We start from the raw sequence: 16,087 nt of genomic DNA on the forward strand, positions 1-16,087 counted from the left end.
GGACGATGCACAGTTGCGGGCGGCGATGCACCGCGTCCGCGCCGAGGTCGACAAGGCCGTGATCGGCCAAGCCGGCACGGTCACCGGGCTCCTCGTGTGCCTGCTCTCGCGCGGTCACGTTCTGCTCGAGGGTGTGCCGGGCGTCGCCAAGACGCTCGTCGTGCGCTCGTTCGCGCGTGCCCTGGGCCTGGACACGAAGCGCGTCCAGTTCACCCCCGACCTCATGCCCGGCGATGTGACGGGTTCGCTCGTCTACGACGCGCGAACCGGTGAGTTCGAGTTCCGCGCGGGCCCGGTCTTCACCAACGTGCTCTTGGCTGATGAGATCAACCGCACGCCCCCGAAGACGCAGGCCGCGCTTCTGGAGGCCATGGAGGAGCGTCAGATTTCCGCCGACGGCACCAGCCGCGATCTGCCCGATCCGTTCATCGTCGCCGCCACGCAGAACCCGATCGAGCACGAGGGAACATACTCGTTGCCCGAGGCCCAGTTGGACCGTTTCCTCATGAAGCTCGTCGTCGGCATGCCCGAGCGCGATGCGGAGGTCACGGTGCTGCGCCTGCACTCGGGCGGGTTCTCGCCGCGGGCGCTGACGGGTGTCGAGCCGGCCGTCACCGCCGACGAGATCCGTGCGGCACAGGATGCCGCGGCCCGCGTCGCCGTGACGGATGAGGTGCTCGGCTATGTCGTCGACCTCGCCCGCGCCACGCGCGAATCGCCGTCCGTGCTGCTGGGCGCCAGCCCTCGTGCTTCGACGGGCCTGCTCGCGGCCGCGAAGGCCTGGGCCTGGTTGAACGGATCGACCGCGGTGACGCCGGACCACATCCAGACGATGCTCCTGCCCGTGTGGCGCCACCGTCTTCAGCTGCGACCGGATGCCGAGATGGAGGGCGTATCGGCCGATGCTGTGCTCGCCTCGGTGATCCAGCAGACCCGGGTGCCGTTCTAAGGTGTTCCTCTCTTCCCGTCTCGCCCTGATCGTCGGGGTCGGTGTCGTCCCGCTCGTCGCCCTCGCGACGGCGGGCGTTCCCGTATGGGCGGCGCTCGCCGGTTGGCTCCTGCTGTGCGCCGTGCTGCTGGTGCTGGATGTGATCCTCGCGGCGAGCGCGAAGTCGCTGACCGTCAGCCGCCGGGTACCGGCGCGCGCGCGGTTGTCGGAGCCGGTCGAGACGAGCGTCGCGGTGCACAATCACGGCGTCCGCACGCTGAACGCGCGTGTTCGCGATGCGTGGCAGCCGACGGCCGGGGCATCGTCGCAGCGTCTCGCCCTTCGGGTCCCGCCGGGTGAGCGCGGGCGTGTGAGCGTGCCCCTGCTCCCCCGCCGACGCGGTGAGCTGGTGAGCGAGTTCGTCGTGATCCGTTCGCGGGGGCCGCTCGGCCTGGGCGGGCGACAGGCGCGCCATGATGTGCGCGGTGCGGTTCGTGTGCTCCCCGCCTTCGCCAGCCGCAAGCATCTGCCCTCCCGGCTCGCGCGCCTGCGCGAGCTCGACGGCAACACGAGCATCCAGGTGCGCGGTCAGGGAACGGAGTTCGACTCGCTGCGCGAGTACGTGCGCGGCGATGATGTGCGTTCGATCGATTGGCGGGCGACGGCGCGTGCGGGAACGACGATGCTGCGCACGTGGCGCCCCGAGCGCGACCGCCATGTCGTGATCCTCATCGACACCGGGCGCACTGCGGCGGCGCGTGTGGGCGATGGAACCCGATTGGATGCTTCGCTCGAGGCTTCCCTGCTGCTGGCGGCTCTCGCCTCTCGAGCAGGCGATCATGTGCACCTGCTGATGTACGACCGGACCGTCCGCGGGCGGGTCACGGGAGTCGACGGAGTCGGTCTGCTGCCGGCGCTGACGGATGCCATGGCCCCCGTGCACGCGCGTCTCGTCGATACCGACTGGGGCGGCGCCTTCGGCGCGATCCGTTCGCTGACGACGCGCCCTTCCCTCATCGTCGTTCTCACCGCACAGGATGCCGCGGAGTCGGCGCGCGGCTTCCTCGGGGCCTTCCCGAACGCTTCCCGTGCGACGACTGTGCTCGTGGGCTCGGTGACGGATGATGCGATCGGTGCCGTCGCGCAACGACGCGATTCGCGCGAGGACGTATATCTGGCCGCCGCGGCCGAGCGCACCATGCGTGACGCCGAGAACGTGGCCGATGCGGTCCGTCGCGCGGGCGGGGAGGCCATCGCCGCCGACCCCGAGAATCTGCCGCCGCGCATCGCCGACCGCTACCTCGAGTTGAAGGCGGCAGGCCGCCTCTGACGCTTCCCGGCTCCGTCGTGGAACGAGGAACGGCCCGCACCTCTCGGTGCGGGCCGTTCCTCGTCAGGGGATCAGACGAGGTCGAAGCGGTCGAGCTCGGTGACCTTGCCCCACGCCTTGACGAAGTCCTTCACGAACTTCTCGGCGGCGTCGTCCGAGGCGTAAACCTCGGCGAGGGCGCGCAGCTCGGAGTTCGAGCCGAACAGCAGGTCGACGCGGGTGCCGCGGCCGACGAGGTCGCCGCCGGCGACCTTGTGTCCTTCGTAGGCCTGCTTGCCCGGGTCGAGCGCCTTCCACTCGGTGCCGAGGTCGAGCAGGTTCACGAACACGTCGTTCGTGAGCACGCCCGGGCGCTCCGTGAACACGCCGTACTCGGAGCCATCCCAGTTCGCGTTGATCGCACGGAGGCCGCCGACGAGGACGGTCATCTCCGGAGCGGTCAGCGTGAGCAGGTTCGCCTTGTCGACGAGCTGGAACTCCTGCGGCATGTGCGCTGCACGGCTGTAGTAGTTCGTGAAGCCGTCGGCGACGGGCTCGAGCCAGGCGAAGGACTCGACGTCGGTCTGCTCCTGCGTGGCGTCGGTGCGGCCGGGGTGGAACACGACGGTCTCGTCGTATCCGGCATCCGCCGCGGCCTTCTCGACGCCGGCGTTGCCCGCCAGGACGATGAGGTCGGCCAGGGAGACCTTCTTGCCGCCGGTCTGCTCGGCGTTGAAGGCCTCCTGAACGCCCTCGAGTGCCGAGAGGACCTTCTGCAGGCGCTCGGGGTTGTTGGCGGTCCAGTCCTTCTGCGGAGCGAGACGGATGCGGGCGCCGTTGATGCCGCCGCGCTTGTCGCTGCCGCGGAACGAGCTCGCCGCAGCCCAGGTGGCCCACACGAGGTCGCTGACCGAGAGGCCGGTCGCGAGGACGCGCTTCTTCAGCTCCGCGGCGTCCGCGTCGTCGATCAGCTCGTGGTCGACGGCGGGCACCGGGTCCTGCCAGATGAGGTCCTCAGCGGGGACCTCTGCGCCGACGTAGCGGGTCTTCGGGCCGAGGTCGCGGTGCGTCAGCTTGAACCAGGCACGGGCGAACGCGTCGGCGAAGGCCTGCGGGTCCTCCTTGAAGCGGCGCGAGATCTTGTCGTACTCGGGGTCGGTGCGCAGCGCGATGTCGCTGGTGAGCATGCGCGGCTCCTGACGGGCGTCCGAGTGGGCCTTGGGGACCATGTCCGCACCGGCGCCGTGCTTCGGGTGCCACTGGTGCGCGCCACCGGTGCCGGTGAACAGCTCCCAGTCGTAGGCGTACAGGATGTGGAAGAACTCGTTGTCCCAGCGGGTCGGGTGGTAGGTCCAGGTGACCTCGATGCCCGAGGCGATCTGGTCGTCTCCCTTGCCGGTGCCGAAGTTGTTCTTCCATCCCAGGCCCTGCATCTCGAGGTCGGCGCCCGCGGGCTCGGCCTCGACGTGGTCGTCGGCGGTCGAGGCGCCGTGGGTCTTGCCGAAGGTGTGGCCACCGGCGATCAGCGCGACGGTCTCCTCGTCGTTCATGGCCATGCGGCCGAACGTCTCACGGATGTCCTTGGCCGAGGCCAGCGGGTCCGGGTGGCCCGCGGGGCCCTCGGGGTTGACGTAGATGAGGCCCATCTGGGTGGCGCCCAGACGTGCGTCGAGCTCGCGCTCGCCCTCGCCGTAGCGGCCGTCATCGGCGAGCCAGGTCTTCTCGTCACCCCAGTAGACGGCCTCTTCCGGCTCCCAGACGTCCGGGCGTCCGCCCGAGAAGCCGAAGGTCTCGAAGCCCATGTTCTCCAGCGCCACGTTGCCGGCGAGGATCATGAGGTCGCCCCAGGAGATGGACTGGCCATACTTCTTCTTGATGGGCCAGAGCAGACGACGGGCCTTATCGAGACCGGCGTTGTCGGGCCAGCTGTCCAGCGGCGAGAAGCGCTGCTGCCCGGTGCCGCCACCGCCACGGCCGTCCGTGACGCGGTAGGTGCCGGCGGAGTGCCAGGCCATGCGGATGATGAGCGGGCCGTAGTGACCGAAGTCGGCGGGCCACCACTCCTGCGAGGTGGTGAGCACCTCGGCGATGTCGGCCTTGACCGCGTCGAGGTCGAGCGCCTCGAAGGCGGCGTTGTAGTCGAACTCGCCGATCGGGCTGCGCTCGGCCGGGTTGTTCGCGAGGACCTTGAGGTTCAGGCTGTTCGGCCACCAGTGGCGGCTGGTCGTTCCACCGGCGACCGCTGCGGTTGCAGCATCCGTCGTGTTGTGGATGACGGGGCATTCGCCGGCGTCAACAGGTGCGTTCTCAGTCATGAGAGTCCTTCCATAGGGTTGGGCGAGGTGAGGGGAAGAGGAGAAGTTCAGGATGCGGCATCGGCGCAGCCCGCGCAGATGCCCCAGTAGGTGACCTCGGCGGCTGCGATGCGGAAACCGTGGTCGTGCGACGGGGTCAGGCACGGGGCATGGCCCACCGCGCACTCCACATCGCGCACCGCGCCGCACACCGTGCAGACGAGGTGGTGATGGTTGTCGTCGACGCGCAGCTCGAAGAGCATCGGATGCCCCGCGGGCTCGATTCGGCGGACGAGACCCGCCGCGGCGAAGTCGTTCAACGCGTTGTAGACGGACTGCACACTGGTCGAGGCGACCTCGGGTCGGACCGCGGCGAGAATATCGTCGGCGCTCGCGTGCGGGTTGTCGCGCAGCGCATCCAAGACGGCTCGGCGCGACTGCGTGACGCGCAGACCCGCTGTGCGGATCATCTCCTCGGCGGAGGGGATCGGATGCGTTGTGGACATGACTCCATCGTACCTTATTTTGATTCACTAAAGAAAAGCATTCCTGGCGAGTCCTTGCCGTGCTCCCCCGCCACCGGGTGGATGATGTGGCCAGAATCCGGTTCTCGCCGGGTGCAGAAGAGAGGAAATTCCATGAGCGAGTCACTCGCCGAAGCCGCTCCTCCGGTGCCGTCCACCGGAGCGAAACTCATCGCCGAAGCGCTCGGCACCTTCCTACTGGTCTTCGGCGGCGTCGGTACGGCGATCTTCGCCTCGAACCACTTCACCGACCCGGGCTCCGGTTCCGCGGTCTACGTCGCGGTCTCCCTCGCGTTCGGCCTCACCGTGGTCGTCGGCGTCTACGCCTTCGGCCCGATCTCCGGCGGACACTTCAACCCGGCAGTCAGCCTGGGGCTCGCCGCAGCAGGACGTCTCCCCTGGCGCGAGGTCCCCGGCTACATCATCTGCCAGATCGTCGGCGGGCTGGCGGCGAGTACCTTCCTCGTGCTGATCGGCCTCTTCGGCCCGGAAGGATGGCTGACGAACGCTCAGGACTCCGGGTTCGCGAGCAACGGCTGGGGCGAGCACTCGCCCGCAGGGTTCGGCATGTGGTCGGCGATCATCATCGAGGTGATCCTCACCGCGGTGTTCCTCTTCGTCATCCTCGGAACCACGCACAAGCTGCGCCCGACGCCCTTCGCCGGCCTCGCGATCGGCCTGACGCTCGCCCTCATCCACCTCATCAGCATCCCCGTCGACAACACCTCGGTGAACCCGGCGCGCTCGATCGCCGCAGCGGTGTACGGCGGCGTGGGACCGCTGTCGCAGCTGTGGGTGTTCCTCGTGTTCCCCATCGTCGGAGCGCTCATCGCCGGCTTCGCATACAAGACGCTGCTGGACGGTACGAAGATCCTCTGATTCAGCGCACCAGGCGAAGCGGGCATGTCATCCGGCGACGAGCCGGGGCGTGCCCGCTTCGTGTTCCAGCAGGTCGCCCCGCTCCCCTCGCCGATAGGCGCGCCCGCCGACGACGAGCATGTAGACGAGGAACACGGCCAACGCCGCGGCGCCGATGCCCAGTTTGATCGGCCATGGCAGCGACCATCCGGTGATGAAACCCTCCACGAGACCGGAGAGGAACAGGGCGAACACGAGGCCGATCGCCACGGTTGCCAGTGCCCGGCCCTCTTCGGCGAGCGCTGCCGCACGCGTGCGGTGCCCGGGCGCGACCCATGCCCAGAACAGGTGCAGCCCGCCGGCGGCGGCGACGAAGATGCTCGTCATCTCGAGCATGCCGTGCGGGAGGATGTAAAGCACGAAGACGTCGACGCGGTCGTGAGCGGCCATGACCGCCGCAGAGACGCCGACGCCGAAGGCGTTCTGCACGATGACGTAGATCGGCCAGATGCCGGTCACTCCGAACAGCACGCACTGCACGGCGATCCACGCGTTGTTGGTCCACACCATTCCCGCGAAGACCGCGGCGGGGTTCTCGGTGTAATAGCCGGTGAAGCTCTCATCGGCGTACTGCTGCAGTAGATCGGCGGGCCCGAGGGCCGCGACGAGCGCGGGGTCCGAAGAGATCCAGACGGCGACGCCTGCGACGACCGCGATGAACACGAGCGCGATCACGAGGGTCGTCCAGCGCAGCCGGTAGAAGGCCGCGGGCAGCTGATCGGCGAAGAATCGGGTGATCTGGGTAAGGATGCTGTCGGAGGCGCCCGTCAGTCGCAATCGGGCCCGCGCGAGGATCAGCGACACGTAGGCGCCCTGCGGCGAGTCCCCGACCGAGGTCTTGAGCTCGGCGAGATCCGCGGATGCCGCCCGGTAGCGGACGATCAGTTCATCGACGCCGGCGCCGTCGAGCTTCTGGCGGCTGAGCTCGTCGAGCCGTTCCCACTCACTACGGCGCGCATCGGTCAAGGCATCGGCATCCACCTGATTTACTGTACCTATGTCTACGCCGATCGACACCGCGGACGAGGTGCTGTCCGGCGAAGCCGTCGCCATCGATGTTCAGCCCCTCGGGTTCTTCATGCGCGCTCTGGGCGCCGCGATCGACATGGCCGTCGGCTGGATCCTGTTCATCCTGTTCCTGTGGCTGCGTTTCTGGGTGTTCGACCGGGGCATCGGCGATTCGTCGATCGACGGCATTCTCGCCATCGTCGCGATGGTCGTGTGCTTCGTGATCGTGCCGATCGTGCTGGAGGTCGCCCTGCACGGGCGCAGCCTCGGAAAACTCGCCGTCGGCGGCCGCATCGTACGGCTGGACGGCGGGGCGGCGGGCTTCCGCCACGCGTTCATCCGCGCGTTGATCGGTGTTCTCGAGATCTACATGACGGTCGGGGCGATCGCGCTGCTCACCGGAGCCTTCACGGCGCGTTCGCAGCGCCTGGGCGACCTCGTCGCCGGCACATACAGCCAGCGCGTGCGCACGCCGCGATTGACCGCGCTCTCCCCCGTCATACCGCAGGCCCTCGCCGGGTGGGCGCAGATCGCCGATGTGGCGCGCATGCCCGACCGTCTGGCACGGCGCATCTCGCAGTTCCTCCAGCACGCGGAGCGCATGTCGCCGCCCGCGCGGGCCCGCATCGCGCAGGAGCTCGTCGACGAGGCATCCGCCTTCATCTCGCCGCAGCCCGCCGCACACCCCGAGCAGGTCCTCATCGCGATCACCGCGCTCCGCCGCGAACGCGAGCGCCGTGCCCTGGCGATCGCCGATGCCCGCGTCGAGAAGCTCACCGGTCGGCGCGTCGGCGTCTGACCATCGACCGGCACGCATCCTCAGAAGCGGATCGCGTCGATCACCTTCACGCGCAGCGCGACCAGAGCAGGGATGAATCCGGCGATCGCGCCGACGATGACCGAGGCCACGAGGCCCGTGATCGCCGCACGCATCGGGAACGGCGGGGTGTCCTGCATCTCCCCGAAGATCGCCGGCACCACCCAGTCCGACCGCAGCACAGCCACGACCAGGGCGATGCCGATCACGCCGGCAACGGTCGTCGCCACGAGGCTCTCCAGCAGCACGGAGACGAAGATCCGCCCGGAGGTCGCGCCGAAAGCGCGCCGGACGCCGATCTCGCGCACGCGCTGGCGCATCGCGACGAGCTGGATGTTGATGAGGCTCAGCGCGCCGAGCGCCAGGATGAGTCCCGCGATCCCGCCGGTGATCAGCTCGAAAGTCGCCGAGACGTCATCGAAGCCGGGCTGAGAGGCCCAGTCTGTGCGCTCGATCCGCACCGTCTGCCCGTCGGGGAGCCCGGCACGCAGATCCATGGCGAGGACCGGGGCGATCTCGGCCACCTGCTCGTCCGAGAGCCAGACCTCATGCCGTGGCCACGTCCCCTCGGGCAGCTGGTCGACACGCGACATGTAGGCGTCGTAGAGCACGTCGACGCGCAGCTGCTCGTCCCAGATCCCCTGCTTGGCCGTGACGCCGACGATCTGATAGACCCCGCCCTCGTCCCCGCTGAGCCGGATCGTCGGATGCTGGGAGATCGGGATGCGCCCCAGCTCATCCCACAGCGGCTCGGTGATCACGACGGGCGGTGCGAGGGCCGATTCATCGCCGGGACGGAACCAGCGGCCCTCCAGCAGCTTCTCCCGGTGCATCACCGAGTACTGCGGATCGATGAGACGGCCCTCGACGTCGACGGCTCCGCGGGGAAGCTCCGCTCGCAGCGTGATCGGATCGACGATGCGCGCGGCATGGCTGAATCCGAATCGTTCGGCGACGCGGTCGAAGCGCTCATCGAATGCCACGAAGTCGACGGGCGCGCCCGTGTCATCGGAAACGGACACCGCGATCGTCGCGGATCGTCCGCCGTAGCGGTCGGACTGCTCGATCTGGGACTGCTGCTGATACTCGGAGATCGCGATCACCGTGGTCAACGCGCCCACCGAGGCGGCGATGCCGATGAGGCTCAGCAGCACGCGCAGACGATGGACGCGGATCTCCGACCAGGCGTCCGCGAGCGCGCCGATCAACCCGGTCATGCCGTCATCTCCTCATCGATGACGGCGTCGGCTTGCGCGGGTGGTTCCAACGCCGGTTCCGTAACCGGGCCCGGCCCGGCGAGAGTCGATGCTTCAAAGGCCCGGCCGAGGTCGACCGGTTCGAGCCGGCCCGCGTCGAGGCGGTAGTGCCTGCGCGCCCGTGCCGCGACATGCAGATCGTGCGTGATCGTCACCAGCGCGGCATCCGTCTCGGTGGCCACCTCGTCCAGCAGCGACATGACGGATGCTCCGGTGTCGATGTCGAGCGCACCGGTGGGCTCATCCGCCAGTATCAGCATGGGCTTGCGCACCAGCGCTCGGGCGATCGCGACGCGCTGCTGCTCACCGCCCGAGAGGCGGTCGGCGACCTGTCCGATCCGGTGCCCGAGGCCGACGCGCTCGAGCATCTCGGTCGCGATCTCCCGGCGATTCCAGAACAGGCGTCCCTTCGCATGTCCGAGCGGCATCATGACGTTGTCGAGGGCGGTGCGCCCGGCCAGCAGGTTGAACTGCTGGAAGACGAAGCCGACGTTCGCGCCGCGCAGCCGGTCGAGGCGCCCTGCACCCATCCGATGCACCGGCACGTCGTTGAAGGCGACGGTGCCGGAGGTCGGAGCATCCAGCATGCCGAGGATGTTCAGGAGCGTCGATTTCCCCGATCCGGATCGGCCGACGATCGACACGTGGTCTCCCGCGCCGACCGACAGGCTGATGCCGCGCAGGATCTCCAGGCGCGAGTCATCGGGGAGGAGGACGCTCTTGGTGACGTCCTCCAGAGTGACGAGACTCACCAGGTCATCCCGCTCTCGCAGTACTCTTCGCCGGGGGCGACTTCGTAGCAGTACTCCTCGGTCGGCGCGACGAACCCGGGCACGAACTCGCGGATCATGTCGCCCTCTTCGAGCCCTTCGACGACCTCGACGAACACACCGTCGTTGACCCCGAGCACGACGTCGCGCTCCTCGGGCTCGCCCTCACCGCCGTCGATCCAGACGAGTCCGGACTCGGCCCCGCCCTGCACCGCGGTCACCGGGACGACGAGCGCGTCGTCGACCTGGCCGAGGGCGAGATCGATCCGTGCCGGAAGCCCCGCGAAGACCGTCTGATCCCCCGGGATCGCGCACCGCACGCTCGCCGTGCCCTCTCCGCTGACCTGCACGGAGACGCCGGTGCAGGTGAACGGAGCGGGTCCGCCCGTGATCGTCACCGTGGCCTCGCTCGGCGCATTGACGAGGCGGTACAGCTGCACGGGCTGAACCGTGGCGAGCAGGTGATAGCTGTTCGGCGTCAACGTCGCGACGTCCCCGCCGACCGAGACGTCCTGCCCCTTGATCACACTGATCTCGGAGAGGTCGCCGGCAGCCGGTGCGACGATGTCGACGAATCGCTCGGGATAGTCCTGCTTGACGGTGAAGAGCACCTGGCCCGCGGTGACGGCGGCGCCATTGGACACCTTCACGTCCGTCACCGTGCCGTTCGTCTCGCTGCGCACCGGATAGGAGTCGTTGCGGGCGACGTTGCCGTCGAGGCCGAGCTCGTTGATGACTGAACCGCGCTCCACCGAGACGACGGGATCGGAGATCCCCGCCTCAGGACTGAGCATCGCATCAGCGGCGGCCGGGAAGAAGGCGAGCTTGATGAGCCCTGCAGCGCACGCCCCGAAGACGAGGATGAGCAGGATCGGGAAGATCCATCGACGCCAGATGATCACATGTGCCTCTCCGGAGGCCCCTCTGTGACGCGTCCGGAGTCAGGATAGCGAGATTCCCGCCGGCTCCGAAGAGCGCATCGTTCTGAATACGCCCTCGCCGTCAGAAGCGCATCGTCTCGTGCCGGATCACGACCCATCCCGCCGGCACCGACAGTCGATCGGTGTGCTGGGCGCACAGGTCGTGCGCGTGCGGGTGGTCGTTCTCCCCGAGCGGGCCGAGCGCCGCCATCCGGTCGCCGTAGTCGAACGTGAGCGTCGCCACTGCTTCGCGCGCGCAGGTCGCCTTCGAGCACAGTCGTTCTTTCATCACGGTCAGCGTAGGGCGCGCGCGAGGGGCCCGTCGGATGCCGCGCGGGACGGCCTAGACTTTGGTTCATGGCCCGCCCCTCCGATAACCGCGCCGCTGCGCGCCGCGGTGCCCGTCACGGTCGTCACGGACGACTGGGGCGCAGCGAGGTCGTGCGCCCTCCCCTGCCGCCGTTGAACGGGCGCATCGACCGCTTCGATCGCACGATCGGGAACGCGGTGGAGTTCCTGCGCGGCACGTGGCCCGAGCTGCAGGAGGTCCGCTTCGAGATCGGCGATCTGCCCCAGGCTCACGATGCCGACGGCATCCCGCGCTGGCTTCTCGATCGTGAGGGGCGCCGCATCGTTCTCTTCCGCATCCCGATCGAGCGCCTGCTGCCTTCCGGCCATGATGACGGCGCGCACCGGCGCATCGCGATCGAGAGCGCGGTGTTCCGCGCCGCGGCGGAGTACATCGGCAAGGACCCGTGGGAGTTCGGCCCCGACTTCGGGTGATCCGGTCGGATCAGGGGTAGACGGTGATCGGGTCCTGAGCGGATGCTGCGGGCCACACGGGCCATCCGGCGATCGCATCCGTCCCCGACATGATGACGGCGGCGTGGAGCGTCCCGTCGCCGGCGAGCGCGTAGACGCGCTCATCGGCGACATCGACGACCACGGATCCACCGCCGGGAACGATGATCTCCTCCGCCGCGGCACCGTTGGTCGGTGCCAGCGATGCGCTGATGTCCTCCGCAGTCGGGTTCACCAGGTGGATGCGCGGGTCGGGGCCCTCGGGCACGGCGATCAGGGTCTCCCCGGCGATCACCGGTGCCGGTGTCATCCAGGCGAAATCGCTGCCGACGCCGACGCGAGTCGTCTGGCGGATCGCTCCGGTGATCGACCCGTAGGCCTCCACCGTGACGACGTGGACGCCCGGCTCCAGATCTTCCAGTTCCAGTTCGACCGGTGTTCCTGCCCCGAGCGAGATCGTGCGCCGTCGGGCTTCCTCTCCATCACCGCTGACGGTGACACTCGCCACCGTATCGGTGTCGGTCGCCATCAGCCGCATCACGGTGAGAGCCGTCTCATCGCTCTCCTCGAGCACCTGGACTCCGGCGAACACGAGGCTCATCGAGGGGGTCCCCGCCGTGTCCTGCAGGTCGACGCCCGTCGGATCCAGGGTGCGGATGAGCGATGACTGCATCACCGCGCGCACCGGCGCGCCCTTCGCCGTGATGCGGACCACCGGCCCGTCCATGCCCGCGGCGATCGATGCCAAGGGCACCGCCACCTGGGTCTCGGCGGGAACCAGCATCGTGCTCGCCGATTCCTCGTGGCCGAAGACCGTCAACGTCGCGGTGGCCGTGACGCTTCCGGGGTTCGAGAGGATGATGATGTCGTTGGTCCCCGTCTCCACGGACCCGCCCACGAGCCACGATTCGGTGCTCGGCTCTCGGCAGGCGCTCGCGGCGAGACCCGTGAGGTCCTCGGCGGTGAGTTCGATGGAGTCGGCGGCGCCGACCAGGGTCGCCGAGTTCTGCTCGGCGCTGGCAATGATGCGCTGCGGGCCGGTGAAGCCATCGGGCATATCGGATGCTGTCAGCGTGGATTCCTCACGGGGGCCGCTGCTGTCGAGCGTGAGCCGCGAGGACCCGGCGGAGGACATCTCGGCGGCGTCCTGCGTGTTGCGCCCCAGCGCCCGGAAGTCTCCCGTGCACACGAGAGTCGAATCCGCCGTGGAGGGGGTGACCTCGACCTGTGCCGGCTCATTCGCCAGCGTGGGCCAGGGCGCGGCCACGGCCGCCGTCACACCGATGACGCATCCCACCGCGACAGCGGCTCCGACGAGCAATCGGGCGCCGGTCGCGACGACGCGGATCGCACGTTTCTGAGTCGCCATCACTTCTCCTCCGGCTCGGTCGTGGCCTCGGTCTCGGCCTCTGGCTCTCCGGCTGACTCGCCGCGGGCTTCGAGGCCCTCCGGCTGCGGAGCGTCCTCGACGACAGGGGCAGGTTCTTCCGCAGGCTCCGGCTCCGGCTCCGGCTCCGGCTCCGGCGGAGCCTCGGTGGCCTCTTCCGCCGACGCATCCGATGCGCCAAAGGCGTCCTCGGCAGTGGCCTCGGCGTCCTCGGCCGGCTCGGCCACGGTTTCCTCCGCAGGTGCGCCCGCGGGCTCCGGCGCCTCGCCATCGGGCATCGGCTCCTCGTTGTCCCAGACATCATCGCTGCGGCGCGGCAGCACGAGCGGCTCCTCGGGCGAGCGCCCCACGATGCGCGACTGGGCACGCGCGGCACGGCGCGACGCGCGCGTCGGAATCGACAGCAGCAGGGCTGCGAGCATCACGACGAGCTGCAGGGTGACCACGGCGCGGGCGGTCGCCTGCTGCGTCGCGCTCATCTCCGCGCGGTCTGCGGCCACAGCATCCAGACGCCAGAGCACACCCTTGTCGGTCTCGCCGACCTTCACGAAACCGGCGCGCTGATCGAGCGCGTTGATGGCCGATGCCCGGAACGTTCGCGCCAGGTCGCTCTCCTCCCCGGAAACCTGATCGAGGAGCACGAAATGGATGCCGAGCTCCGCGAGCTCACCGGGGGCGTCGAAGGTGCGCGTGGAGAGCAGATCGACTGCCAGAGCGCTGATGTCCTCGCCGACCGGAGAGATCGCGGTGCTGCGGATCGTCGTCTGCGCGCCGAGCGTCTCACTCGCGCCCCATACCGCTTCGATCGCCATGGCGCCGTCGTTCTGCGGGGTGATCACGAGTGTGGCGATCTCCTGGTCGCCGCGGGCCTCGGCCGCGACGAATGCCGGCAGGGTGCTCGCCGGACCGTTCGTGAGCACCGCACGGTCGGCGTGCAACGCGGTGAGCGCGGGCACCGCGCAGACGGCGAGGGCCACCCCCGCGATCGTCATCGCAACCGCTTGCAGGCGCGGCAGCGTAATCGCCGTGTCGATCGTGACGAGGGCGGCGCCGACGAGCCCTGCCCAGGCGAGGCTCAGCCCTGTTCCGGGCCAGATCTGAATGGGCGCCCCCTGGGCGAAGCCGACGACGACGCCGATCGAGAGGAACGCGGTCGCCAGACCGGAGACGGCGACGATGAGCAGGGTCACTCCGGCGCCCCAGCGCGGCGCGATGGCCGCGGCGAGCGCCAGCAGCACGAGGGGTGCGATGAGCAGTGGCGCCCAGATGGCGATCGGCGGGTCGAGGACGTCGCCCCATCCGGCGAGGTCGGCCGTCGGGAATCCGGTGGCCAGCTGCAGGCGCCCGGCGGCATCCGCCGTCGTCTGCGCGCCTGCCCAGGGCAGGCCCGGGTCGGCGAAGACCGCCCAGATGTTCCCGTGGCGCAGCTGCCAGATGACGAGCGGTGCGAACAGGACGGCGGTGGGCGCCAGCATCCAGATCAGTCGGACCGCCCCGTGGAACCAACCGCGGGCGGTGACGATCACGAGGGCGATCAGCCAGAGGAGAACCAGGGCGGGTGCGAGCGCGGGAGCGCACGCGAGGACGGCTGCCAGGACGATGGATGCCGCACCCGCGGCACCCCAGGAGCGATGCGCGACGACCGCCGCGTGGAACAGCCAGGGAAGGAGCAGATGCAGCAGCACCGCGGCCGGGCGCCCCTCGATGAGGGCGGTGAGGAAGGTGGGCGCCAGCGCCCACGCGACGCCTCCGAAGATCCGCAGTCCACCGCGATCGGTGATGCGGGTGGCCGCGAACCAGCCGCCGAGCACGGCCAGGGGCAGGGCGAGCAGCCAGAGGAGCACGATCGCGAACGAGGGTGCGCCACCCCACAGCGTTCCGATCACCGCGATGACGGCGGCGAAGGGGTCGGCCGGGCCGACCAGGTCGATGCCGAGGCCGCGCATGCCCCATACCGCATCCGCCCAGAGCCCGGCGATGGTGTCTCGCAGCGGTAGCAGCGCTCCGCCGCCGAGCGCGGGCCAGGCCAGCAGGCTCGTGAAGGCGGCGATGCTGACCACGAGGGCGCCGAGAACGGCCCAGGCGCCTCCTCCGGTGAAGAAGTTCAGCTCGCTGATCGCACCGCCCTCACTGCCGTGGCCGTCATCGAGTCGCTGGCGCAACTCGGAGCGGGTGATGCGCAAAGGAGCGAGTTGGGCCCAGGACGCCGTCTTCGACGTGCGGATGGTCTTGCGCGAGCGCGCCACGGCGGCGAAGCGGAACATCGCGGTCAGCGCCGCACCCCACTCGGGGAAGACGGATGCCGGTCGTTTGGCGATCAGGTCGACGATGCTGCGGTACAGCGCCAGGGGAAGCAGGGAGAGCCAGTGCAGCGGCACGGCCGGCGCGGGCGCATAGGTCAGGCGGCGGTGAAGCTGGGCGAGGCGGGTCGCGTATGCGCGCTGCGCCGCGTTCTGAGGGAGCGCCGCCGGGCCATCGGGGTGCACCGAGATGCGGGCGCTCGGGGCGATGGCGACGCGTCCCCCCGCGAGCCGTGCGCGGACTCCGAGGTCGAGACCCTCGTCGGCTCCGCCAAGGGCCGGGTCCGGGCGCAGGATCGGACGCGCTTCGGGACGGATCAGGATGCCGCGGATATCGGAGCCGAGCACGTCGTCGTGTCCGTCGTGCTGGCCCTGATCGAGTTCGCCGGCCGCGAGTTCGACGGAGCGTCCGAGCCGGGTCATGGTGACGCCGAGCGAGGCGATCTCGCGATCGTTGTCGACGTCGACGAGCTTCGGGGCGATGATCGCCGCGGAGGGTGAGCGCTCGAGGGCTCCGGCGAGCTGCGCAAGTGCCTGCGGGTGCGGTGCCGTGTCGTGGGCGAGCAGCCACAGCACGGATCCTTCTTGCACGCGGGGTCGTGCGAGTTCGATCGCCTCGGCGTAGGAGGTGCTGCTGCGGGCCTCGATGATGCCCTCGGCGAGGCGCGCCACTTCCGGGCTCTTGCGGGCCGCGGTGGCGTCACCGCACACGACGAGGGTGACGACGTCGACCGGTCGGGTCTGCAGAGTCAGGGCATCGAGTGTTCGCAGCATCTGCGCCCGCGATGATGCGCCGGGGCGCGCGACGATGATGGCGTGTACTCGAGTTGGCATGGCCTGTTCAGCCTAGGCGCT

The 16,087-nt window shown here is 69.5% G+C and carries 14 protein-coding genes; 5 read left to right on the top strand and 9 right to left on the bottom strand.

The genetic code is table 11. The features are described from left to right. Window positions 1-25 precede the first annotated feature (25 nt). Together ACWAUG_RS00815 and ACWAUG_RS00820 are read left to right on the top strand one after the other, a co-directional pair. A complete protein-coding gene (locus ACWAUG_RS00815; protein ID WP_298037836.1) occupies window positions 26-949 on the top strand; it encodes an AAA family ATPase in 924 nt (307 codons plus the stop codon). A gap of 1 nt (window position 950) precedes the next feature. Then, the gene (locus ACWAUG_RS00820) at window positions 951-2,258 is read left to right on the top strand and encodes a DUF58 domain-containing protein (RefSeq protein ID WP_460800548.1); all 1,308 of its coding nucleotides are present in this window, start codon (window positions 951-953) and stop codon (window positions 2,256-2,258) included. A 71-nt stretch (window positions 2,259-2,329) separates the two neighbouring features. Here the strand turns inward: ACWAUG_RS00820 and katG are convergent, their stop codons facing one another. Together katG and ACWAUG_RS00830 are read right to left on the bottom strand one after the other, a co-directional pair. Next, window positions 2,330-4,552, bottom strand: a complete 2,223-nt coding sequence (katG, locus tag ACWAUG_RS00825) for a catalase/peroxidase HPI (RefSeq protein WP_298037735.1) — start codon at window positions 4,550-4,552, stop codon at window positions 2,330-2,332. Between the two features lie 47 nt (window positions 4,553-4,599). Continuing rightward, entirely contained in the window at window positions 4,600-5,037 is a 438-nt protein-coding gene (locus tag ACWAUG_RS00830; RefSeq protein WP_298037732.1) for a Fur family transcriptional regulator, read from the bottom strand. Window positions 5,038-5,169: 132 nt separating this feature from the next. Between ACWAUG_RS00830 and aqpZ the strand changes: the two genes are divergently transcribed. Continuing rightward, the gene (aqpZ, locus tag ACWAUG_RS00835; protein ID WP_298037729.1) at window positions 5,170-5,934 is read left to right on the top strand and encodes an aquaporin Z; all 765 of its coding nucleotides are present in this window, start codon (window positions 5,170-5,172) and stop codon (window positions 5,932-5,934) included. Between the two features lie 27 nt (window positions 5,935-5,961). On the opposite strand, the gene ACWAUG_RS00840 is transcribed toward aqpZ, so the two are convergent. After that, the gene (locus ACWAUG_RS00840) at window positions 5,962-6,954 is read right to left on the bottom strand and encodes a stage II sporulation protein M (protein WP_298037727.1); all 993 of its coding nucleotides are present in this window, start codon (window positions 6,952-6,954) and stop codon (window positions 5,962-5,964) included. Between the two features lie 16 nt (window positions 6,955-6,970). Here ACWAUG_RS00840 and ACWAUG_RS00845 point away from each other — a divergent pair, with 16 nt between their 5' ends. Next, window positions 6,971-7,780 carry an RDD family protein gene (locus tag ACWAUG_RS00845; protein WP_460800550.1) on the top strand — a complete coding sequence of 270 codons (810 nt, stop codon included), beginning with the start codon at window positions 6,971-6,973 and terminating at the stop codon, window positions 7,778-7,780. A 20-nt stretch (window positions 7,781-7,800) separates the two neighbouring features. On the opposite strand, the gene ACWAUG_RS00850 is transcribed toward ACWAUG_RS00845, so the two are convergent. The 4 genes from ACWAUG_RS00850 to ACWAUG_RS00865 all read right to left on the bottom strand — a co-directional run bounded on the left by ACWAUG_RS00850 (window position 7,801) and on the right by ACWAUG_RS00865 (window position 11,033). Next, window positions 7,801-9,015, bottom strand: coding sequence for an ABC transporter permease (locus ACWAUG_RS00850; protein ID WP_460800552.1), 1,215 nt, complete (start codon window positions 9,013-9,015; stop codon window positions 7,801-7,803). Further along, complete coding sequence (locus tag ACWAUG_RS00855) at window positions 9,012-9,806, bottom strand: ABC transporter ATP-binding protein (protein ID WP_460800554.1); 795 nt, start codon at window positions 9,804-9,806, stop codon at window positions 9,012-9,014. The genes ACWAUG_RS00850 and ACWAUG_RS00855 overlap by 4 nt, the downstream gene beginning before the upstream one ends. Beyond that, window positions 9,803-10,726 (bottom strand): efflux RND transporter periplasmic adaptor subunit, encoded by a 924-nt coding sequence (locus tag ACWAUG_RS00860; RefSeq protein ID WP_460800555.1) that lies wholly within the window; start codon window positions 10,724-10,726, stop codon window positions 9,803-9,805. Before ACWAUG_RS00860 ends, ACWAUG_RS00855 begins: the two co-directional genes overlap by 4 nt. Before the next feature lie 100 nt (window positions 10,727-10,826). Continuing rightward, window positions 10,827-11,033 (bottom strand): DUF3499 family protein, encoded by a 207-nt coding sequence (locus tag ACWAUG_RS00865; RefSeq protein WP_298037715.1) that lies wholly within the window; start codon window positions 11,031-11,033, stop codon window positions 10,827-10,829. Between the two features lie 152 nt (window positions 11,034-11,185). On the opposite strand from ACWAUG_RS00865, the gene ACWAUG_RS00870 reads away from it, so the two are divergent. After that, the gene (locus tag ACWAUG_RS00870) at window positions 11,186-11,527 is read left to right on the top strand and encodes a metallopeptidase family protein (protein ID WP_460800709.1); all 342 of its coding nucleotides are present in this window, start codon (window positions 11,186-11,188) and stop codon (window positions 11,525-11,527) included. A gap of 10 nt (window positions 11,528-11,537) precedes the next feature. Here the strand turns inward: ACWAUG_RS00870 and ACWAUG_RS00875 are convergent, their stop codons facing one another. Next, the gene (locus ACWAUG_RS00875) at window positions 11,538-12,914 is read right to left on the bottom strand and encodes a DUF5719 family protein (RefSeq protein WP_460800557.1); all 1,377 of its coding nucleotides are present in this window, start codon (window positions 12,912-12,914) and stop codon (window positions 11,538-11,540) included. Next, a complete protein-coding gene (locus ACWAUG_RS00880; RefSeq protein WP_460800559.1) occupies window positions 12,914-16,066 on the bottom strand; it encodes a glycosyltransferase in 3,153 nt (1,050 codons plus the stop codon). Before ACWAUG_RS00880 ends, ACWAUG_RS00875 begins: the two co-directional genes overlap by 1 nt. Window positions 16,067-16,087 lie beyond the last annotated feature (21 nt).

It is taken from the genome of Microbacterium sp. GXF6406 (genome assembly GCF_054798215.1).